This window comes from Sphingomonas sp. PP-CE-1A-559 (assembly GCF_004340965.1).
Taxonomy (GTDB): Bacteria; Pseudomonadota; Alphaproteobacteria; order Sphingomonadales; family Sphingomonadaceae; genus Sphingomonas.
In genome coordinates this window covers 1,104,466-1,124,318 of record NZ_SLYA01000001.1, presented here as the reverse complement: position 1 = coordinate 1,124,318, position 19,853 = coordinate 1,104,466, and the positions used below count along the sequence as shown (strand labels likewise).

At 65.6% G+C, this 19,853-nt stretch carries 22 protein-coding genes; 10 read left to right on the top strand and 12 right to left on the bottom strand.

Features of this window, described 5'->3' with window-relative positions:
• The first annotated feature begins 1 nt into the window (after position 1).
• The 3 genes from C8J42_RS05160 to C8J42_RS05150 are packed head-to-tail and all read left to right on the top strand — an operon-like array spanning position 2 to position 2,811.
• On the top strand, positions 2-1,633 hold the full coding sequence (locus C8J42_RS05160) for a nitrite/sulfite reductase (protein ID WP_133019109.1): 1,632 nt from the start codon (positions 2-4) through the stop codon (positions 1,631-1,633).
• On the top strand, positions 1,626-2,066 hold the full coding sequence (locus C8J42_RS05155; protein WP_056050673.1) for a DUF934 domain-containing protein: 441 nt from the start codon (positions 1,626-1,628) through the stop codon (positions 2,064-2,066). The genes C8J42_RS05160 and C8J42_RS05155 overlap by 8 nt, the downstream gene beginning before the upstream one ends.
• Entirely contained in the window at positions 2,059-2,811 is a 753-nt protein-coding gene (locus tag C8J42_RS05150) for a phosphoadenylyl-sulfate reductase (protein ID WP_133019108.1), read from the top strand. The genes C8J42_RS05155 and C8J42_RS05150 overlap by 8 nt, the downstream gene beginning before the upstream one ends.
• A 163-nt stretch (positions 2,812-2,974) precedes the next feature.
• Here C8J42_RS05150 and C8J42_RS05145 read toward each other — a convergent pair whose 3' ends face one another.
• A complete protein-coding gene (locus C8J42_RS05145; RefSeq protein ID WP_056063049.1) occupies positions 2,975-4,465 on the bottom strand; it encodes a replicative DNA helicase in 1,491 nt (496 codons plus the stop codon).
• 98 nt (positions 4,466-4,563) lie between these two features.
• On the opposite strand from C8J42_RS05145, the gene C8J42_RS05140 reads away from it, so the two are divergent.
• From C8J42_RS05140 to C8J42_RS05130, 3 genes are read left to right on the top strand one after another with little or no spacing between them, the layout of a single operon-like run.
• Positions 4,564-5,046: a UPF0262 family protein gene (locus tag C8J42_RS05140; RefSeq protein WP_133019107.1), complete on the top strand. Its 483-nt coding sequence runs from the start codon at positions 4,564-4,566 to the stop codon at positions 5,044-5,046.
• Positions 5,047-5,053: 7 nt separating this feature from the next.
• Entirely contained in the window at positions 5,054-5,731 is a 678-nt protein-coding gene (locus tag C8J42_RS05135; protein WP_133019106.1) for a GH25 family lysozyme, read from the top strand.
• Positions 5,728-6,177 (top strand): cytidine deaminase, encoded by a 450-nt coding sequence (locus tag C8J42_RS05130; protein WP_133019105.1) that lies wholly within the window; start codon positions 5,728-5,730, stop codon positions 6,175-6,177. Before C8J42_RS05135 ends, C8J42_RS05130 begins: the two co-directional genes overlap by 4 nt.
• Here the strand turns inward: C8J42_RS05130 and C8J42_RS05125 are convergent.
• From C8J42_RS05125 to C8J42_RS05090, 8 genes are all read right to left on the bottom strand, one after another.
• Positions 6,174-6,878 carry an HPP family protein gene (locus C8J42_RS05125; protein WP_133019104.1) on the bottom strand — a complete coding sequence of 235 codons (705 nt, stop codon included), beginning with the start codon at positions 6,876-6,878 and terminating at the stop codon, positions 6,174-6,176. The two genes, C8J42_RS05130 and C8J42_RS05125, sit on opposite strands and share 4 nt — an antisense overlap.
• Positions 6,879-6,962: 84 nt before the next feature.
• Complete coding sequence (locus tag C8J42_RS05120) at positions 6,963-7,799, bottom strand: protein-glutamate O-methyltransferase CheR (RefSeq protein ID WP_133019103.1); 837 nt, start codon at positions 7,797-7,799, stop codon at positions 6,963-6,965.
• The gene (locus tag C8J42_RS05115; RefSeq protein WP_243644089.1) at positions 7,796-8,914 is read right to left on the bottom strand and encodes a chemotaxis protein CheB; all 1,119 of its coding nucleotides are present in this window, start codon (positions 8,912-8,914) and stop codon (positions 7,796-7,798) included. Before C8J42_RS05115 ends, C8J42_RS05120 begins: the two co-directional genes overlap by 4 nt.
• Before the next feature lie 13 nt (positions 8,915-8,927).
• Positions 8,928-9,293 (bottom strand): response regulator, encoded by a 366-nt coding sequence (locus C8J42_RS05110; RefSeq protein ID WP_055878033.1) that lies wholly within the window; start codon positions 9,291-9,293, stop codon positions 8,928-8,930.
• A gap of 75 nt (positions 9,294-9,368) precedes the next feature.
• Positions 9,369-9,797 carry a chemotaxis protein CheW gene (locus C8J42_RS05105; protein ID WP_133019102.1) on the bottom strand — a complete coding sequence of 143 codons (429 nt, stop codon included), beginning with the start codon at positions 9,795-9,797 and terminating at the stop codon, positions 9,369-9,371.
• Complete coding sequence (locus C8J42_RS05100; protein WP_133019101.1) at positions 9,794-12,082, bottom strand: chemotaxis protein CheW; 2,289 nt, start codon at positions 12,080-12,082, stop codon at positions 9,794-9,796. The genes C8J42_RS05105 and C8J42_RS05100 overlap by 4 nt, the downstream gene beginning before the upstream one ends.
• Positions 12,083-12,201: 119 nt before the next feature.
• Complete coding sequence (locus tag C8J42_RS05095) at positions 12,202-12,846, bottom strand: histidine phosphotransferase family protein (RefSeq protein ID WP_133019100.1); 645 nt, start codon at positions 12,844-12,846, stop codon at positions 12,202-12,204.
• A gap of 111 nt (positions 12,847-12,957) precedes the next feature.
• Entirely contained in the window at positions 12,958-13,371 is a 414-nt protein-coding gene (locus C8J42_RS05090) for a M67 family metallopeptidase (protein ID WP_120299648.1), read from the bottom strand.
• 17 nt (positions 13,372-13,388) lie between these two features.
• Between C8J42_RS05090 and C8J42_RS05085 the strand changes: the two genes are divergently transcribed.
• From C8J42_RS05085 to mtgA, 4 genes are read left to right on the top strand one after another with little or no spacing between them, the layout of a single operon-like run.
• Positions 13,389-14,336 carry an RluA family pseudouridine synthase gene (locus C8J42_RS05085; protein ID WP_133019099.1) on the top strand — a complete coding sequence of 316 codons (948 nt, stop codon included), beginning with the start codon at positions 13,389-13,391 and terminating at the stop codon, positions 14,334-14,336.
• 57 nt (positions 14,337-14,393) lie between these two features.
• On the top strand, positions 14,394-15,296 hold the full coding sequence (rpoH, locus tag C8J42_RS05080; protein WP_056048373.1) for an RNA polymerase sigma factor RpoH: 903 nt from the start codon (positions 14,394-14,396) through the stop codon (positions 15,294-15,296).
• A 1-nt stretch (position 15,297) separates the two neighbouring features.
• Positions 15,298-16,569 (top strand): NAD(P)/FAD-dependent oxidoreductase, encoded by a 1,272-nt coding sequence (locus tag C8J42_RS05075; protein WP_133019098.1) that lies wholly within the window; start codon positions 15,298-15,300, stop codon positions 16,567-16,569.
• Positions 16,570-16,578: 9 nt separating this feature from the next.
• Positions 16,579-17,253, top strand: a complete 675-nt coding sequence (mtgA, locus tag C8J42_RS05070; RefSeq protein WP_056063018.1) for a monofunctional biosynthetic peptidoglycan transglycosylase — start codon at positions 16,579-16,581, stop codon at positions 17,251-17,253.
• Between the two features lie 131 nt (positions 17,254-17,384).
• On the opposite strand, the gene C8J42_RS05065 is transcribed toward mtgA, so the two are convergent.
• The 3 genes from C8J42_RS05065 to C8J42_RS05055 form a co-directional block, all read right to left on the bottom strand.
• Complete coding sequence (locus C8J42_RS05065; protein ID WP_056063016.1) at positions 17,385-17,627, bottom strand: hypothetical protein; 243 nt, start codon at positions 17,625-17,627, stop codon at positions 17,385-17,387.
• An 80-nt stretch (positions 17,628-17,707) separates the two neighbouring features.
• Positions 17,708-18,031, bottom strand: coding sequence for a YbaB/EbfC family nucleoid-associated protein (locus C8J42_RS05060; protein ID WP_133019097.1), 324 nt, complete (start codon positions 18,029-18,031; stop codon positions 17,708-17,710).
• Positions 18,028-19,719, bottom strand: a complete 1,692-nt coding sequence (locus tag C8J42_RS05055; RefSeq protein ID WP_133019096.1) for a DNA polymerase III subunit gamma/tau — start codon at positions 19,717-19,719, stop codon at positions 18,028-18,030. Before C8J42_RS05055 ends, C8J42_RS05060 begins: the two co-directional genes overlap by 4 nt.
• Between the last annotated feature and the right edge of the window lie 134 nt (positions 19,720-19,853).

The window sequence follows — 19,853 nt, the reverse complement described above, 5'->3', positions numbered from 1 at the left end:
TATGTATAAATATGACGAATACGACCAGGCGATCGTCGACCAGCGCGTCGATGAGTTCCGCGACCAGGTCCGCCGCCGCCTTTCGGGCGAGCTGACAGAAGACCAGTTCAAGCCGCTCCGGCTGATGAACGGCCTGTACCTTCAGCTGCACGCGTACATGCTGCGCGTCGCGGTGCCGTACGGGACGCTCGACGGCCGGCAGATGCGGATGCTCGGACATATCGCGCGGAAGTACGATCGAGGCTACGGGCACTTCACCACCCGCCAGAATATCCAGTTCAACTGGATCCAGCTCGATCAGACTCCGGACATCCTCCAGGAGCTGGCTACGGTCGAGATGCACGCCATCCAGACCAGCGGCAACTGCATCCGCAACATCAGTTCCGACCAGTTCGCCGGCGCCGCCGCCGACGAGGTCGCCGACCCGCGCCCCTGGGCCGAACTGATCCGGCAGTGGAGCACGTTCCACCCGGAATTCACGTACCTGCCGCGGAAATTCAAGATCTGCGTGATCGCGGCGGACGAGGATCGCGCGGCGATGCGGCTGCACGACATCGGCATCGGTCTTCACGTCCGCGACGGTGAGCTCGGCGCGAAGATCTTCGTCGGCGGCGGCATGGGCCGCACGCCGATGATCAGCCACGAAATCCGCGACTTCGTCCCCGCCGACGACCTGATGAGCTATCTCGAGGCGTGCCTGCGCGTCTACAATCGCTACGGCCGGCGCGACAACATCTACAAGGCAAGGATCAAGATCCTGCTCCACGAGATCGGCCCCGACGAATATCGCCGCCAGGTCGAGGAAGAGTTCGCCGCGGTTAAGGGGCTCGGACTCGATCCACCGCGCGCGGAACTGGAGCGCATCACGAGCCACTTCGGCGCGCCCGATTTCGACCCGAACGCCTCGACCGAACTCGACCGCAGCGACCCCGACTTCGCGGTCTGGCTCGACCAGAACGTGAAGGCGCACAAGCAGCCGGGCTATGCGATCGTCAACATCAGCCTCAAGCCGATCGGCGGCATTCCCGGCGACGCGTCCGCGGACCAGATCGACGTGATGGCCGACCTCGGCACGCGCTACAGCTTCGACGAACTGCGCGTCACGCACGCGCAGAACATCGTCCTGCCGCACGTCCGCATCGCCGATCTGCACGCGGTGTGGTCGGCGCTGAACGAGGCCGGGCTCGCGGAGGCCAATCTCGATCTGATCAGCGATATCATCGCCTGTCCCGGTCTCGATTATTGCAGCCTCGCCAATGCGCGCTCGATTCCGCTCGCACAGAAGATCGCAACGCGGTTCGGCAGTCTCGATCGCCAGCGAGACCTCGGCGAACTGAAGCTCAAGATCAGCGGTTGCATCAACGCCTGCGGGCATCATCACGCGGGCCACATCGGCATCCTCGGCGTCGACAAGAAGGGCACCGAGAATTACCAGCTCTCGCTCGGCGGCTCGGGCGCGGAGGATGTGAGCCTCGCGAAAATCACCGGGCCCGGCTTCTCGGAGGACGGCGTGGTCGACGCGATCGAGCGCGTCACCGACCGGTATCTGCAGGTCCGCGACCCCGGCGAGCGCTTTCTCGACACCTACCGCCGCGTCGGCTTCGAGACGTTCAAGGAGGCGATCTATGGTTGAGTATCCGGACCAGACGCTGCTCCGCTTCCGCGACGACGAGCCGCATGACGAGCCCGCGGTGACGCTCGATTCGTTCATCGGCCAGAGCAACGCGGCGGCCGTGCGCCTGGAAGCGGGCGACGATGCCCGCGCGCTGTTGCCGCAGATCGACCAGCTCGCGCTGATCGAGGTGAGCTTCCCCGGCTACCGCGACGGGCGTGGCTATTCGTCGGCGCGGATTTTGCGCGAGGCGGGTTATACCGGCGAACTGCGCGCGCAGGGCGACGTGCTGGTCGACCAGATTCCGCTGATGCGGCGTTGCGGGTTCGACAGCTTCGCACCCCAGGCGCCGATCGATATCGACGTGCTGCGCGCGAGCCTGGAGCGCTACGATACGCCATACCAGAAGGCGGCGGACGGTGCCGTGCCGGTGTGGAAGCTGCGCCATGGGTGAGCCCGCGCGCCAGCTCGACATGATCGACGTCACGCCGGCGTTCACGCGCGCCGACGCGATGGCGATGCAGGAGCGGTTCGAAGGCGTCTCCGCGCAGGAGATGCTGTTCGAGCTGCTCGTCGGCGAGTTGCGCGGGCGGATCGCGGCGGTGTCGTCGTTTGGCGCGGAATCGGCGGTGCTGCTGCACATGGTCGCGCAGGTCGATGTCGACGTGCCGGTGGTGTTCACGAATACGCAGAAGATGTTCGGGGAGACCTTGGCGTATCGTGACGAACTGGCGGAGAGACTGGGGTTCACGGACCTGCGCGTGTTCCGGCCGGATCCGCGGTTGCTGGCGATCAAGGACAAGACGGGCTTGCGGTGGTCGTACGACCCCGACGGGTGTTGCGATCTGCGCAAGGTCGAGCCGTTGCGGCGGGCTCTTGCGCCGTTCGATGCGTGGATTTCGGGGCGGAAGGGGTTCCAGTCGGGGACGCGTACTGCTCTCCCGCGGTTCGAAGAGGATGAGGGCCGGTTGAAGATCAACCCGCTGGCGGATTGGGACAAGGCCAAGCTCGACGCCTATTTCGCGGAGCATGAGTTGCCGCGGCATCCGCTGGAGGCTCAGGGGTATCTCTCGATCGGCTGCGCGCCGTGCACGACCAAGGTAGCCCCGGGCGAAGACCCGCGCGCAGGCCGCTGGCGCAGTTTCGACAAGGTCGAATGCGGCATCCACGCCCCTACCGACTACGACCCGATGATCTGACCACTTTCCCTCGCCCCTTCGGGGAGAGGGAGGGAGGAGCCACTTGGCGACGGAAGGGAGAGGGGCGTTGGGATTCAGGTCCCTAGCCTCACTCCCCTCTCCCTTCCCACGGCAAGGGCCGTGGGCCCCTTCCCTCTCCTCGAAGGGGCGAGGGAGAAGCGGATCAATACTCCGCCAGATCCGAGAACTTGGTGATCGTCGGATCGAACTTCATCCGCACCTTGCCCGTCGCACCGTGGCGCTGTTTCGCGATGATCAGCTCGGCCAGACCATACACCCGCTCCATCTCCGCCGCCCACGACGCGTGATCCTCGAAGATCTTCGAGCTGTCGCCCTCCGCCGGGCGCTTGGGCTCCTTCGACGCGACGTAATAATCCTCGCGGTACACGAACCAGACCATGTCGGCGTCCTGCTCGATCGATCCCGACTCGCGAAGATCCGACAGCATCGGCGTCTTGTCCTCGCGCGATTCCACCGCACGCGACAGCTGCGACAACGCCAGCACCGGCACATTGAGGTCCTTCGCCAAGGTCTTCAGGCCGCGCGAAATCTCGGAGATTTCCTGGACGCGGTTGCCGTCCTTGCTCTTGCCAGAGCCCGACAGCAGTTGGAGGTAATCGACCACCACCAGCCCGATCTCGTTGTTATGCCGACGCTGCAACCGGCGCACGCGCGTATGCAGCGCACCGATCGAAAGGCCGCCGGTATCGTCGATGAACAGCGGCAAATTCTCCAACTCGGCAGCGGCGGCCGCCAACTGCGCGAACTCGGTCCGACTGATCTTACCCATGCGGAGCGATTCGGACGAGATCTGGGATTGCTCGGCGAGAATACGCGTCGCGAGCTGATCCGCGGACATCTCCAGCGAGAAGAACGCGACCTTCGCGCCGACCGAGTCCTTCGGCGCGATCCCGTCGGCCATGTCGCGCATCCAGCGCCGCGCGGCATTGAACGCGATGTTGGTGGCGAGCGACGTCTTCCCCATGCCCGGACGGCCGGCGAGGATCATGAGATCGCTGTGATGCATGCCGCCGATCTTGGCGTTGATCGAATCGATGCCGGTGGTAACGCCCGACAAATTGCCGCCCGAGTTCAGCGCACGCTCGGCCATCTTGACCGCCGCGGTCGTCGCCTGCGCGAACGACTTCACCGTGTTTTCGGAGCCCCCATCCGCCGCGACCTTGAACAGCTCCTCCTCGGCGAGTTCGATCTGCGCACGCGGATTAACCTCCTCGGAGGTGTCCATCGCGCGATCGACCAGCGTCCGCCCGACCGACACGAGCGCACGGAGCATCGCAAGGTCATAGATCTGCTGCGCGAACTGGCGCGCGCCGATCAGGCCTGCACCGCTGCCGGTCAGCCCGGCCAGATACGCCGGCCCGCCGAGCTCGCGCATGCCCTCGTCCGCATCGAACATCGGCCGCAGCGTCACCGGCGTCACGAGCATGTCATTGCCACGCAGCGTCTTGATCGCCGCAAAGATGCGCCCGTGGACGGGCTCGAAGAAATGCCCCGGTTCGAGCTTGTCGACCAGATCGTCGGCGAGCCGGTTGTCGATCATCATCGCGCCGAGCATCGCGGCCTCGGCCTCGACGTTGCGGGGAAGCTGCTGCGGCTCGGCCACGGCGGGAACGGGGAATGCGAGAGTTGCCATCCCCTGCACCTACGCGATGCATGGGTCCTCGTCCAAGCTATCGCGCCGGAATGCTGGGGATAAGTGACAGGGCGAATGTCCCCCGCTATCGAACGCGGATGGCCGACCCGCGGATCATCGACGTGCAACTCGACGAGACCAGTCTCGGCTGGCGCTCGCCCGACGTCGAGCAGGAACGCCGGATCGCGATCTTCGACCTGATCGAGGGCAATCACTTCGCCCCGCAGCGCGCCTATGCCGACGGCTATGCGGGGCCGTACAAGATCAAGCTCCAGTCGGAGGAAGGACGCCTCGGCATCCATATCCACCGCGAGGACGACACGCATCTGGAGACGCTGGTGCTCGCGCTCGGTCGATTTCGCCGACCGATCAAGGATTACTTCGCGATCTGCGACAGCTATTACCAGGCGATCCGGCAATCCTCCCCGGCGCAGATCGAGACGGTCGACATGGCCCGCCGGGGCGTCCACAACGAAGCTGCCGAGCTGCTGAAAGAGCGTCTCGACGGCAAGATCGAGGTCGATTTCGACACCGCGCGACGGCTGTTCACGCTGATCTGCGTTCTCCACATCCGCAACTAGAAGACCCATGGCTCACGCACTTTTGAAATTCGCGGCAGCGCTGGCCGCGACCGGCTTTGTCGGCATCTGCGGCTGGACCGCGGCGACCGGCTGGCATCCCGACGTCAAACACTACCCGCTGCAGGGCATCGACCTCGCCGAAAACCCCGGTCCGGTCGAATGGGGTACGGTGCGCGCGAGCGGCGCCGACTTCGCCTATATCGTCGCGACGTCGGGGACCGACCGCCGCGATCCGGCGTTCGAGGCGAACTGGGCGGCGTTGCCCGACGCCGGCCTGCGACGCGGCGCGGTTCACGTCTATTCCTTGTGCCAGCGCGCGGACGAGCAGGCGAACGCGTTCAACACCTTCGTGCCCCGGACGTCCGATGCGTTGCCGACCGCGGTTGACATCGCCTTCCACGACGACTGCACCGCGCGGCCGGACCGCGCGACGCTGATCGCCGACATCGCGCAGTTCGTGACGATGGTCGAGACGCACACGCGGCAGCCGGTAATGCTGCGGATCAGCAAGGCGGTGGACTCGAAATACACGCTGTCCGATGCCATCCCTCGGCCGCTCTGGGCGGTGGAGAATATCCTCAAGCCCGACTACACCGCGCGGCCGTGGCGGATGTGGCGCGCGAGCGACTTCCGCCGCATCGACGGGATCGAGGGACCGGTAAACTGGGACGTGGTGGCATCATGACTGATCAAGCAATCCAACTCGTAGCCGCAGCACGCGACGCCGCGCGCAACGCCCACGCGCCCTATTCGCGGTTTGCGGTCGGTGCTGCGGTGTTGCTCGACGACGGTACGGTCATCACGGGCGCGAACTTCGAGAACGCCAGCTACGGCCTGTCGCTGTGTGCCGAGACAGTCGCGATCGCCACCGCCAGCGCCGCAGGGCGGCTCCGCGATATCGTCGCGATCGGCGTAATCGGCGGCGCGATGGACGCAGACGGCCGCGCGACCGGCGCGTCCCCCGTCAGTCCCTGTGGGCGCTGTCGCCAGGTCATCAACGAAGCGGCGCAGATGGGCGGCCGCGACCTGCCGGTGCATTGCGGCGCGGCGGAAGGCGACGCGATCCGCACCTATGTCGTATCGGAATTGCTGCCTGACGCGTTCGGCCCGGCGGACCTGGGGGTCAGCTAAGCCGCGCGTCCCACGGGGCCGCCGCCAGCCATTCGCGTACGCCGTTGGGCTGCGTGGTATTCGACACGACCAAACAACAGGTCGAGGTCCTCACGGCTGACGTCGAGCGTTTCGCCGAGATCGGCGAGCGCCTTGTCGAGATCCTCGGCCCGAAGCGCGGCTTCGATCGGCGCGGGCACGACGGTGGGAACACGGTGCGGATAGCTGTGGCCTGAAAACCGGTGGAACAGGATTCCGCACGCGGTCAGTATGATAGCGTTCAGCGCGATCGGGACGAGCACGAACGCGAAGCCCGCATCGACGACCGCCGGGCCGCCGACGACCGCGGTCAACGCGACCGCACCGGCGGGCGGATGCAGCGACCGGGTCAGCGACATCATCAGGATCGCCGCGCCGACCGCGATCGGGGCGGCGAGTTCGGGCGCCGGTACGAGTATCCTGACGGCGACCCCGACCAGCGCGGCGATGGTGTTCCCGCCGATCACCGACCAGGGCTGCGCCAGGGGGCTCGCCGGGACCGCGAATACGAGCACCGCGGCGGCTCCCATCGGCGCGGCGATCAGCAGGAACGTTCCGTGCGGGTGAACGAACGTCGCGCTGATTACGCTGGTCAGGCCGATGCCGAGCAGCGCGCCCAGGCAAGCCCAGAGCCGATCCTTGAGGTTTCCGCCTGCGAGGATGGGATCGAAGAGTTTGCGCATGCGAGACACCCGGTGGACGATGCACGGTCCATATGGCGGGATCGCCGGCAAGTCACGACGGCCAGCCGCTCGGGAGGTGGACGATCACCGCTGCGCGGGCATTTCGTAGAAGCCGCGGAACCGCTTGCTCGGCGCGAAGGCGCTTGTCTGGCCGATCACGGTTTCGCCCGCCCCCATCACCAGCACGCCGCCCGGCTTCATCGCCTTGGCGATCTTCGGGAACACCTCGGCCTTGGTGTCGGTGGACAGGTACAGCAGCACGTTGCGGCACAGGACGACGTCGAACCGTCCGGGCGGCGCTGGGTCGGATACCAGGTTCATCCGGCGGAACGCGACCATGCCGAGCAGGTCGGGCTTCGCCACCCAGTCGCTGCCGGTCGTGTCGAACCAGCGAATCATCCGACGCACCGGCAGCCCGCGCTGGATCTCGAACTGCGAGAAGCGACCGGATCGCGCGCGGGCGACGGCGGCATCGGATACGTCGGTGGCGACGATCTCGGGCATGGGGACGCCACCCGTCTCGCGCCGTTCGGCGAACTGCATCGCGAGCGAAAGCGGCTCCTGACCGGTCGAACAGCCTGCGCACCAGATCCGCGCGCGCCGGCCGTCACGCTCGGCGTCGGCAACCGCCTCGGAGAGCATCTCGAACACCGGCGCGTCGCGAAAGAACGAGGTCTCCTGGTTGACGAGGGCATCGACGATGGAGTCGCCGATCGAACGGTCGCTTCCCTGCAGCAACTGGGTCACCAACTGATCGAGCGTATCGAGCTTGCGCGCGCGCAGCAGGGGTTTCAGCGCGGTGTCGAGCCGCCATGAGCGATACGCGGCGATCTGTTGACCGGTACGTGCCTCAAGCAACGCGGTGAGGACGTTGATCGTGGCCTGCGACGCGGCGGGTGCGGGAGCGGCGCGCGACGTCATGGTCGGCGTCGCGTCGCTGCAAGGCGGCCGATCGCGTCAGGGGCCAGCACGGCGTCGGCGATACCCGAGGCGGCGATCGCGCCCGGCATGCCCCACACCACCGAGCTTTGCTGATCCTGCACGACGACGCACCCGCCGCTGTCGTGGACCCGGCGTGCCCCGTCCGCACCGTCACGCCCCATGCCGCTGAGCACGACCGCGAGCAGACGCGGGCCATAGACGTCGGCGAGCGAGGCCAGCATCGGGTCGACCGACGGCATGCACCCGCTAAGCACGGCCTCGCGCGTCAAGCGAAAAGCCGCGCCGCCTTCGGACAGTCTCACGGCCTTGAGATGCGCGTCGCCGGGTGCGATGATGATCCGGCCCGGCCGGATCCGCATTCGATCGACCGCGACCTCGCATGGGCGCCCGGCAAGCACTGCGATCTGTGCGGCGAAATACGGCATGAACGACGCGGGCAGATGCTGAGTGATGACGATCGGCAGGCGGAACCCCGCGGGCATCTCACCGAACATCTGGCTCAACGCATGGATGCCGCCGGTCGAGGCACCGATCGCAACGACGTCATAGTCGTCACTGGTCGAGACCGGGCGGATCGGCAACGGCTTGTCCGCGGGCAGCGTCGGTAAGACGGGCGAGCGCACGACCAGCGCAGGCGGCATTTGCGCCGGATACTCGCACAGCATCTCAAGCTTGTTAACCAGAGCCAAACCGAACCGCGTCGACAGGGCACTCGTCGACGGCTTGGTCAGCGTCTCAGCTGCGCCAAGCGCCATCGCGCGGACCGCGGTCGCGCCGCCCTCGTCCGCGCTGGAAGAGACGATCAGGACCTTCGCGCCCTGCCCTGCCGCGATCAGGTCGGGCAACGCGCTGAGCCCGTCGATCCCCGGCATCTCGATATCGAGCAGGATGAAGTCGACCGTCGCGCGATCCAGGAATGCCAAGGCCGCAGCGACGTTGCCGACCGCGCCGACGACCGAGAACCGGTCGCTCGCATCGATCAGCCTGGCGATCACCGCACGGACGACCACCGAATCATCGACGATCAAGACCCGGGCTGAGTCGAGCCCGTCGCGGTCCGCATGCCGCTCGGCAGAGTGGGTCCGGGTCGTCACGGCCAGGCCTGGATCAGGCCATGCCGACGATCTGGAGCTTCGATTCCAGCGTATCGCGGTCGAACGGCTTCATCACATATTCGTCAGCGCCCGCCTCGATCGCCGCACGAATATACGCCATGCCGTTCTCCGTGGTGCAGAACACGACCTTGGGGCGGCGCGGCACGTCTGCCTCGCGCAGCGCGCGGAGGAAATCCATCCCGCTCATCACGGGCATGTTCCAGTCGAGCAGGATCACGTCGGGGATCGACGCCATGCAGGAGGCCAACGCCTCGCGACCATCGCACGCTTCGGTGACGGTAAAGTCGAGTGTCTCGAGAATGTGACGCGCGACTTTGCGGATCACCTTTGAATCATCGACGACGAGACAGGTCTTCATGGAAAGCCTTCCAGGGGAAATCGTGGAGCCGGTCTAGCCGACAAAGCGTAAGCACCGGGTTAAGCTAAAGAAATATCAGGCTGCCAAACCGGGCGCCGGTACGACCGCGGCGATATCCAGAATCAGGAGAGGCTCACCGTCGCGCTCGACGAGGCCGCAGCCGACAGCCGCCCAGCCACCGTGCAGGGCAAGTCCCGGCGACAGCGGCAGTCGTGTGAACGGTGCGACATCCTCAACCGAATCGACTAGGATCGCGTAATGATGCCCCTCGGCCACGGTGATCACAGCGCGCCGCATGGTATCGGGCGTGCGGGACAGGCCGAGGGCAATGCCGGTATCGATCACTGTCACCACCCGGCTGCGCAGTGCCGCCAGCCCGCGGACGACCGCATCCGCACGAGGGACGGCGACGATCTCCCCGATGTCGACGACCGAATCGACCTGCACGGCGGCGATCGCGACACCGCGACCGGCGATATGCGCCACGAGAAACAGATCGGTCATATTGTCCTCCGCGCCGCCAGCGCTGCGATCAACGCGGGCCGGTCGTATCGATAGATGCTCGCATCATCGTCCCCGTCCGCGCTTTTGGATCGCCGCAAGGTCACCACCGGCGCTAGCGCTTCACACGGTGGCGCATCCTCCATCGCCAGCGCCACAGCCGCGGTCTCCCCCCTGGCGAGCGACGTGACGCAGCGATAGCCGGACGCCTCCAGCGCGGGTTTGAGAAACGTCTCCATCCAGCCGGAACCGTCGACCTGCAACAGGCATACCGGCGGCGACGCGATCATGACCGGCTGGCCGGAGAAGAGCGCATGCGGATCGATCAGCTCGACCTGCTCGCCGGCGATCAGCACGACGCCCGCGATCGGTCCTGACCCACGCGTAGGTGCGATCTCCACGGGCAATTCGACGATCTCGATTGCCTCCGCGATCGCATACGCCATTTCGCTTTCGCCGTCGGTCAGGCGCAGTACCGCAACTTCGCGCCGCGAGGCGAAATCGCCGACCGCGTACAGAGGAATGATCGCGTCGCCGACCGACAACCGCATCGCGCCCGCAGACCAACGGATCGCTTCGGTCGACACCGGCTCGACACGATCGATAACGGCGAGGGCGATTGCGCGACGCTGGCCATCGAGATCGTCGAACAGCAGTGCCGGAACACCTGGCACGACCTCTTCGAGGGTCACTGCGTCCGCGGCTGCGACTGGCGCGAATCGAAGTCCTGCAACCGCCGCGATGCCCGACGCGTCGAGCAGCAGCATCGGCAATCCGTTGTCGGGCAGCGTCATGCCCGCATAGACGCCGGTCGCCATCACCGCAGGCGACGCGGGTTTCACGACCAGTTCCTCGGTATCGAGCACGGTATCGACGCCGAGCGCGTAATCGCCCTCCCGCGTCGACACGATGACCAGCGTTGGCGGCGCGTCCTTAGTAAGTTTGAATAGGTCCCCGAGCGAGACAAGCGGCATTCGCTTGCCGCGCACTGTCGCGGTTGCCGCGTCGCCGATCATGTCGAGCCGCACCTGATCGCCGCGTACCATGACGATCTCTTCGATCGCCTGTCGCGGAAGCGCGAATCGTTGCGTGCCGACGCCGACGATAATGGTCGACAGGATCGACAGTGTCAGCGGCACGTTGATGATGATCCGGAGGCCACGCCCGGGCGTATTGACCAGCACGACCCGGCCGCCGATCTGCTCGATATTGGCGCGTACGACGTCCATGCCAACGCCGCGGCCCGAGGTTGCAGTCACCGTGTCGCGGCTCGACAGACCCGGCGCGAAGATCAATTGAAGCCGCGACGTTTCGCTCATCGCCGCCAGTTCGGTCGGCGTATGCAATTTCTTCTCGGCAGCCTTCGCGACGATCCGCGCGACGTCGATGCCCTGCCCGTCGTCGCTTACCTCGATCAGGATCTGGTTGCCCGACTGGCGCGCCGAGACGACCAGTCGACCCGTCTCCGGCTTGCCCGCCGCGCGGCGGGCCATCGGCGTCTCGATCCCGTGATCGATACAATTGCGGATGATGTGGACGAGCGGATCGCGCATCAGCTCGATCATCTCGCGGTCGAGCTCGACGTCCGCGCCCTCGATGACGAGGTTGACCGCCTTGCACAGCTCCGCGCTGGTATCGCGCACCATCCGCGGCAGCGCGGAGAACAGCGCGTCGACCTTCTGCATGCGAGTCCGGGTGACGGTGTCGCGCATATCGGCAACCGTCAGCGACAGGCGTTCCAGCGCGGCCTCTACCTTCGGATCAACGTCGCCGTCGCGCAGCTGTCGGGCAAGCTCGTTGCGCGCGAGTACCATGTCGGACATGCCGCTCATCATGTGATCGAGCAGGTCGACGTTCAAACGGACGCTGCGACTTGCGCTACGACCGACCGGCGCGGCGGCAGCGGGCGCGGTGGGCTGCGCGTTAGGGGCAAGCGCAGCGATCAACGCATGTTCGTCCGAATCGTCCAGCGTCGCGCCCGCATCGATCGCATCGACGATCTGCGCGATCCGGTCGACGATGCCGAGTACCGCGTTCACGAGCGCGGTGTCGGGCGTCCGATTGCCGTCGCGAACGGCGGCCAAGACGTCCTCGGCCGCGTGGCTCAGCCGCGCAAGCCGAGGTAGATCGAGGAATCCGCAGCTTCCCTTGACGGTGTGGACGAAGCGGAAGATCGCATCGAGACGGGCGCCATCGGCAGGGGCGAGTTCCCATGCAACGATCTCGCCGGAGATCGCCTCCAGCGTTTCGCGCGTCTCGGCAATGAATTCCTGTAACAGATCGTCCATGCCGGCCCCGCGTTCGAGGGCCTGTCATGCATGGTGGAGGTTAAGGGTGCGTTAGTTCTGAGGGTACGTCCCCCTTTACGATCCTCCCCTTGCGGGGAAGGATCGTAAAAGACCGCGCCCTATCGCGCATTGAACACCGCGCCGAAAATCATGATCCCGTCTGCCGGTTCGGAGACGATCACCGTACCGCCGGCATCCTTGACCAGCGTGTTGATCATGTACGCCGCCGCCGCGCGCGGGGTGACGTCGTGCACGCCTTCGCCCTCGACCAGGGTACGGCGAATCTCGGGATCGAGAACGATCCGACCGCCCTCGATCTTGACGACGATCTCGAGCTGGCCGTCATTCTCCTCGCCGCCGACCTCCATCGTGCCGCCGCGCACGAGCGATTCGGTCGCGATCAGGGCGAGGTTGAGCAGCACCTTCACCGCGGACTTCGGCATCGCCGGCGTCTCGACCGCCCAGACGAAAGTGATCCGCTTGTTTTCGGCAACCAGACCTCCGATCGCAGTGCGCGCCTCGTGCGTGTCGACCAGCTCGCCGAACCCGCCCGCCGCACCGAACGCCAAACGGAAGAACTTCAGCTTGCTGGCGGATGCGCGCGCGCTGTCCGCGAGCAGTTCCATGACGCGCTCGCGCATCGCCGGATCGGTCTCATCGGCAAGCAGTTCGAGCCCGTTGTTGAGCGCACCCACCGGCGACAGCAGGTCGTGACACAGGCGCGAACAGAGCAGGCTCGCGAAATCGACCGGGCTGACCGTCATGAAAATCCCCTAATTACAGTGCGTCTTCTGGCGGTGGCGCGAACGGCGCGCAAGTGTGGTTCGAAGCAGATCCATACAGTGCGGCGCGCGGTAAAGATGATCCTCTCTGGCCTATGCCGGGGTGGCGATATCGTCGATCTGCTCGATCACCTCCTCGACGAACGCACCAACCTCGACCGATCGCCACGCCCGAGCGCCGCCAGTGCCAAGGATGACCCAGACCGCTCCATCCCCCATGGCCTGAGCCGCATCGCGCGGAGACGGAACGGGCGAGCCAGTTGGATGCGAGTGATAATGCCCAATAACGGCCATCCCGCCCGATCGCGCGTGCCGATGCGCGGCAAACAAAGCAGTCGGATCGATCTCGAACGCTCGCGCGGGGTTTAATGCCACGTTAGCGCACGCCTCCGCCATCTCGATCCGCCCCTCCGCCCCGAACAGCAGCCCGCAGACCTCCGCATCCGGCGACGCAGCCGCCTCTGCGACCAGTCGCCGCAGCAATTCGCTTGAAATCGTCACGCTCATCGCCACATCGGTAGGACATGGACCGGGGGGTTTCCATCGTCGAAGCATCGATCACGCCGGCCACGGATGGCTGGAGGCTTGATCGTGCGCTCGCCGAAGTGCTGCCCGACATGTCGCGTGAACGGCTGAAGGCGCTGATCGCGGCCGGTCAGGTTACCCTCAATGGTCGCGAATGGCGTGATTCGGCGAAGAAGGCCGCTACGGGGCAAGTGTTCGCCGTCACGATTCCGCCGCCCACCCCGCTGCACAACGAAGCGCAGGATATCCCGCTCGTCGTCGCGTACGAGGACGACGACCTGATCGTGATTGACAAGCCCGCCGGTCTCGTCGTCCATCCTGCCGCGGGGAACTTTGACGGCACGCTCGTTAATGCGCTGCTCCATCACTGCGCCGGCAATCTGTCGGGCATTGGCGGCGTCGCGCGACCGGGCATCGTCCACCGCATCGACAAGGACACGTCGGGGCTAATGATCGCCGCGAAAACCGATCGCGCGCACGAAGGGCTTGCCAAGCAGTTCCACGACCACAGTATCGACCGCCGCTACAAGGCAATCGTCGGCGGTATTCCCCGACCCCCGAGCGGCACGGTCAACGCACCGCTCGCTCGGAGTCCGCGGAACCGGAAGAAGATCGCAATCGTCGAGGGCGGCAAACGCGCGGTGACGCATTTCTCGACGATCGAGACGCTGCGCGATGCGGCGCTGATCGAGTGCCGGCTGGACACTGGGCGTACGCATCAGGTGCGTGTGCATATGGCCTCGATCGGCCATGCATTGCTCGGCGACCCGGTCTATGGTAGAACAAAGCAAGCTCAGAAGTCGCTGCTCGAAACGCTTGGTTTCCGCCGGCAGGCCTTGCACGCGGCGCATCTGGGGTTCATCCATCCGGTGAAAAGCATCGCTTTGGCGTTCGAAAGCGAAATGCCCGCAGACATGCAGGAACTGTTCACCCAGCTTCACGTATAGATAATCGAGCCCATGCCGCATTGCGGCAATCGGGGTCATCAGAAAGGGATTACGACCATGGCAGCCCGCTCCAACGTTCCAGCGACGATACCTGCGCTCGGCAGCGAGGCGGGTCTCAATCGTTATCTTGCCGAGATCAAAAAATTTCCGCTCCTGAAACCCGAGCAGGAATACATGCTCGCCAAGCGTTTCCAGGAACATGGCGATACCGAAGCTGCGGCGCAGCTGGTGACCTCGCATCTCCGCCTCGTGGCGAAGATCGCGATGGGCTATCGTGGCTATGGCCTGCCGACGTCGGAGCTGATCTCCGAGGGCAATATCGGCTTGATGCAAGGCGTGAAGAAGTTCGAGCCCGAGCGCGGCTTCCGTCTCGCGACCTATGCGATGTGGTGGATCCGTGCCTCGATCCAGGAATACATCCTGCGCTCGTGGAGCCTCGTGAAGATGGGCACCACCGCCGCGCAGAAGAAGCTGTTCTTCAACCTGCGCCGGATGAAGAGCCGTCTCGATGCGTTCGAGGATGGCGATCTGCGTCCTGAGCACGTCACCAAGATCGCCACCGACCTGGGTGTCGCCGAGACCGACGTCGTCAGCATGAACCGCCGCATGGCGATGGGTGGCGACACGTCGCTCAACGTGCCGATGCGCGAAGACGGCGAAGGCCAGTGGCAGGATTGGCTGCAGGACGACGCGCCGCTGCAGGACAAGATCGTTGCCGATGCGCAGGAGGCTGACGTTCGCCACTCGATGCTGGTGTCGGCGATGGACGACCTCAACGAGCGCGAGCAGCATATCCTGACCGAGCGTCGCCTGACGGATGATCCCAAGACGCTTGAGGAATTGTCGCAGGTCTACGGCGTGTCGCGCGAGCGCGTGCGGCAGATCGAGGTGCGCGCGTTCGAGAAGCTGCAAAAGGCGATGATGCGGATTGCCGGCGAAAAGCGCCTGCTGGCTGCGTAACATGGCGCGCGCCGTCGTCATCGGCGGCGGTGTGGCCGGTATCGCTGCGGCGCGGACGCTGCATGATGCGGGGCAAGAGGTCCTGCTGGTCGAAGCCAGCGACCGCCTAGGTGGCCGAGCCCACAGCTTGCCCCTCGCCTCCTTGTTCCCCCGCGAAGGCGGGGGCCCAGCTTGGACCCCCGCCTTCCCGGGGGAACATGTAGACGCCGGTTGCGGCTGGTTACACTCTGCCCAGCGCAACCCGTGGACCGAAATTGCCGAGACGACAGGATTCACCGTCGACCGCTCCGACGCAAATTGGCGCACCCAGTGGCGGGACCTCGGCTTCCCACCCGAAGACCAGTCAGCCTCTGCCACAGCTTACCAAGATTGGAACGAGCGCGCCCTAGCCGCCCTTGAAGGCCCCGACCGCCCGCTGTCCGACTTCATCGCCCCCAACGACAAATGGCGCCCGAAGATCGACGCTATCTCCGGCTACGCAAACGGTGCAAACCTTACCCAAGTGTCGCTCCACGACTGGGCCGCATACGAAGAGGCTGCTACCGACGACAACTGGACGGTGAAGGAAGGCTACGGAACACTCGTCGCCAGCCGTGCCGCTGGCCTGAACATCCGCCTCTCGACCCCGGTAACGCGCATCGACCGCAGCGGTCGTCGTCTTCAACTCGACACCCCGGCTGGAACGATCGAGGCGGACCACGTGATCGTCTGCGTCCCCACTACCGTCCTCGCCAAGTCGCAGATCGTCTTCGACCCACCGCTCCCCGACAAGCACGCCGCCGCCGCGGACCTTCCGCTCGGCCTTGCGGACAAGGTGTTCCTCCACGTCGACCGCCCCGAATGGCCGACCAACGCGCACTTGGTAGGCAATCCGTACAGCGCCTGCACGGCGAGCCACCGCCTGTCGCCGTTCGGCTGGCCGATCGTCGAAAGCTTCTTCGGCGGCGACTGTGCGGAAATGCTGGAGGACGGCGACGCTGCGCAGTTCGCGATCGACGAACTGGTCGGGTTGCTCGGCAGCGATTGGCGCAAGCGCTTCACGCCGCTGGCCGCAACCCGCTGGCGCCACGAGCCTTATATCGGCGGAAGCTATAGTCACGCGCGGATCGGTCGGGCCGGACAACGCGCCGTCCTCGCCGCATCGGTTGATGGCCGCATCCACTTCGCGGGCGAAGCGTGCCACGCGTTCGACTTCTCCACAGCCCACGGCGCGTACGAAACCGGCGTGAGCGCCGCCCGAGCGGTCATTGGCGAGGCCGCGCCGATCGCATAAGGAGCGGCGATGGGCCTTATCCGCATCGCCGCCAAGATCGTCTTCGCCTTCGTCCTGATCACGGTCGCGTGGGTCGGCATCTATCGCTTCGTGCCGGTGCCGTTCACCTGGACGATGATGGGCGATGTCATCAACGGGCACGGTGTGACCAAGGACTGGATGCCGCTATCGGAGATGGACCCGGACATGGCGCGCGCGGCGATCGCTGGCGAGGACTCGCGGTTCTGTTCGCATCACGGCTTCGATTTCAAGGCCATGGCGGGGGCTGCGGCGCGCAATGCGCAGGGCGGGCGGATCCGCGGCGGCTCGACAATCAGCCAGCAGACCGCGAAGAACGCGTTCCTGTTCCAGGGGGGCGGGTATGTGCGGAAGGCGTTCGAGGCGTATTTCACCGTGCTGATCGAGACGCTGTGGGGGAAGCGGCGGATCATGGAGGTGTATCTCAACATCGCCGAGACCGGGATCGGGACGTACGGCGCGAACGCCGGGGCGATCCGGTATTTCAATCACGACGCTTCGCGGCTTTCGCCGACCGAGGCGGGGCGGATTGCCGCCGTCTTGCCATTGCCCAAGAAGCGGGCTGCGATCGATCCTCATGGTTTCGTGCGGAAGCATGGGAATACGCTGTCGCGGCGGGTTTCTGTAGTTCGGAACGATGGGTTGGACAGTTGCCTGCGATCCTGACCCATTCCGTCACCCCGGACTTGTTCTGGCCTGACAGATCGGGTGTTGCAACTGCCCTTCCCACTCCCTTGTTCTCCCGCGAAGGCGGAAGCCCAGTCTCGGTCCCCGCCTTCGCGGGGAAACATTCCGGTTTACTGCGTCGACTTCTCGACTGCGCCGCCGGCCTTGTCGGCTGCACTGCCGACGCTCTTCGCCGCTGACGTGATCGCGGCATCCTTGCTGTTCTGCGCGCCTTGGCGGCTGAACAGGTAGAACCCACCGATCAGTACCGCGATTAGCAGCACGACGGCGATCAGCGTGCCGCCACCGCCGCTGCGGCGCTCGATAACGGTGGTGTGGGTGGTCGGGGTTTCGACGATACGTTCTTCGGCCATTGCGACTCTCCCTGATTACTGGAGAGCGCAACGCCGGCCGAAGAACGATTGTTCCCGCGCCGAAACGAACCCGATTTGGTTCAGAACGGAAGCTTGAAGCCCGGCGGAAGCTGCAGACCACTCGTCATCTTCGACATCTCGCTACCCGAGACCGCATCCGCCTTGGCGCGTGCGTCGTTGAACGCCGCCGTCAGCAGATCTTCGAGCATCTGCTTCTCGCTGACCTGCATCAGCGAATCGTCGATCGCGATGTTAATGATGCGGCCCTTGGCGGACGCCTTTACCTTGACGAGACCGCCGCCCGACGCGCCCTCGACCTCGATCGTGTCGAGATTGGCCTGCGCCTTTTCCATCTCGCTCTGGACGTTCTGCGCCATCGCGAGGATTTCATCGATATTCTTCATGCGTTGCTCCTTTGGCCGGGCCACGATTCTAGCTGGGCGTCGGGAAACGCTGCCACCGCGGCCTTCATGATGGGGGATTCGAGAATAGCCTGGCGCACCGCGGCGTCGGCGGCGTCCTGCGCCTCGCGCAGCGTCGGCTGGCCGGGCGCGTCGACGATCGAGACCTTCCAGGCGGTTCGCGTCACTGTCTTCAACAGCGTGTTGAGTTCGGCGAGCGTGTCGGCCGACACCGGGCGGCTGCCGCTGAGGACGAATTCGGGCGGTGCATAGCTTACGATGCGCGCACCGTGACGAAGGCGTGCGGCGATCGCGAGGCCACCTGATTCATCGAGCAGATCGACCAGCGCTTCGAACGTCGGCGGCAGGATCGGGCCGGTTGCGACGGGTTCGGGCGCCTTCGCAGCGGATCCAGCATTCCAGGGCGGCGCTTCGCCGGACGGAGGTGTAGGTGGCGGCGGCGCCGTTGGTGCAGCCGCAGGTGTCGCACCGCTGGCGATCTGGCGGGCAAGCTCGCCGGGGTCGGGCAGCGTCGAGGCGTAGATCGCCCGCAGCAGCGCCATTTCCGCGGCCTCGATCGGGAGCGCGGCCTTGGCGACCTCGTCATGGCCCTTGAGGAACAGCTGCCACAGGCGGTGCAGCGCGGGGAAGCCGAGCGATGCCGCCCATTCCTCGCGTGCCGCACGCTCTTCCATCGGCTGCGCAGCGTCGGCGGGCGTGCCGACCTTGGTCAGCGTGATGCCGTGGACGGTTTCGAGCAGCGAGCGGAGCACCGACAGCGGGTCGACGCCGTAATCATATTGGCGGCGCATCGAGGCGAGCGCCGCTGCCCCGTCGCCGGCGAGGATCAGCGTGAGCAGATCGCGCACCGCGCCGCGGTCGGACAGGCCTAGCATTTGGCGGACCGCATCCGCCGTCACGCCGCCGCCTTCCAGCCCAGCATGCGCGATCGCCTGGTCGAGGATCGACAGGCCGTCGCGCGCCGAGCCTTCCGCGGCGCGTGCGATCAGCATCAGCGCTTCGGAGTCCGCCACCACGCCCTCTTGCTCGGAAACCCACGCGAAATGCTTCGAAAGCTGTTCGGCGGAGATGCGGCGGAGGTCGAATCGTTGGCAACGCGAGAGAACCGTCACTGGGACCTTGTTCACTTCAGTGGTCGCGAACAGGAATTTCACATGGGGAGGTGGCTCCTCCAGCGTCTTCAGCAGCGCGTTGAACGCGTTCTTCGACAGCATGTGGACTTCGTCGATGATGTAGATCTTGAAGCGCGCGGTGACCGCCGAATAGCGCGACGCGTCGATGATCTCGCGGACGTCGTCGACGCCGGTGTGGCTGGCGGCGTCCATCTCGATCACGTCGATATGGCGGCCCTCGGCGATCGCGCGGCAGGGTTCGCAGACGCCGCAGGGGTCGATCGTCGGGCCACCGTCGCCGTCGGGGCCGATGCAGTTGAGCGCCTTCGCGATTAACCGCGCGGTCGACGTTTTCCCGACACCGCGGACACCGGTCATCAGGAAGGCGTGCGCGAGCCGGTCGCGCTTGATCGCGTTGCCGAGCGTCTGGACCATCGCGTCCTGCCCGATCAGCTCGGAAAAGGTCTGCGGCCGGTATTTGCGCGCGAGCACACGGTAGGCGGGGGCATCCGTTTTAGCCGGCTGCGGGGGTTCGCCCAGGTCGAAGGAATCTGACATTGCGGTCGTCATAGCGGGTGCTGCGCGTGCTGTCGAAGGGGTCGGAAGTTCACAAAGTTCACACGCTGGGAAGGGTCTGCACTTCGACGTACCCGGAGGCTGGCGAGTGGCTTGTCGGAACCTGTGATGTGGGC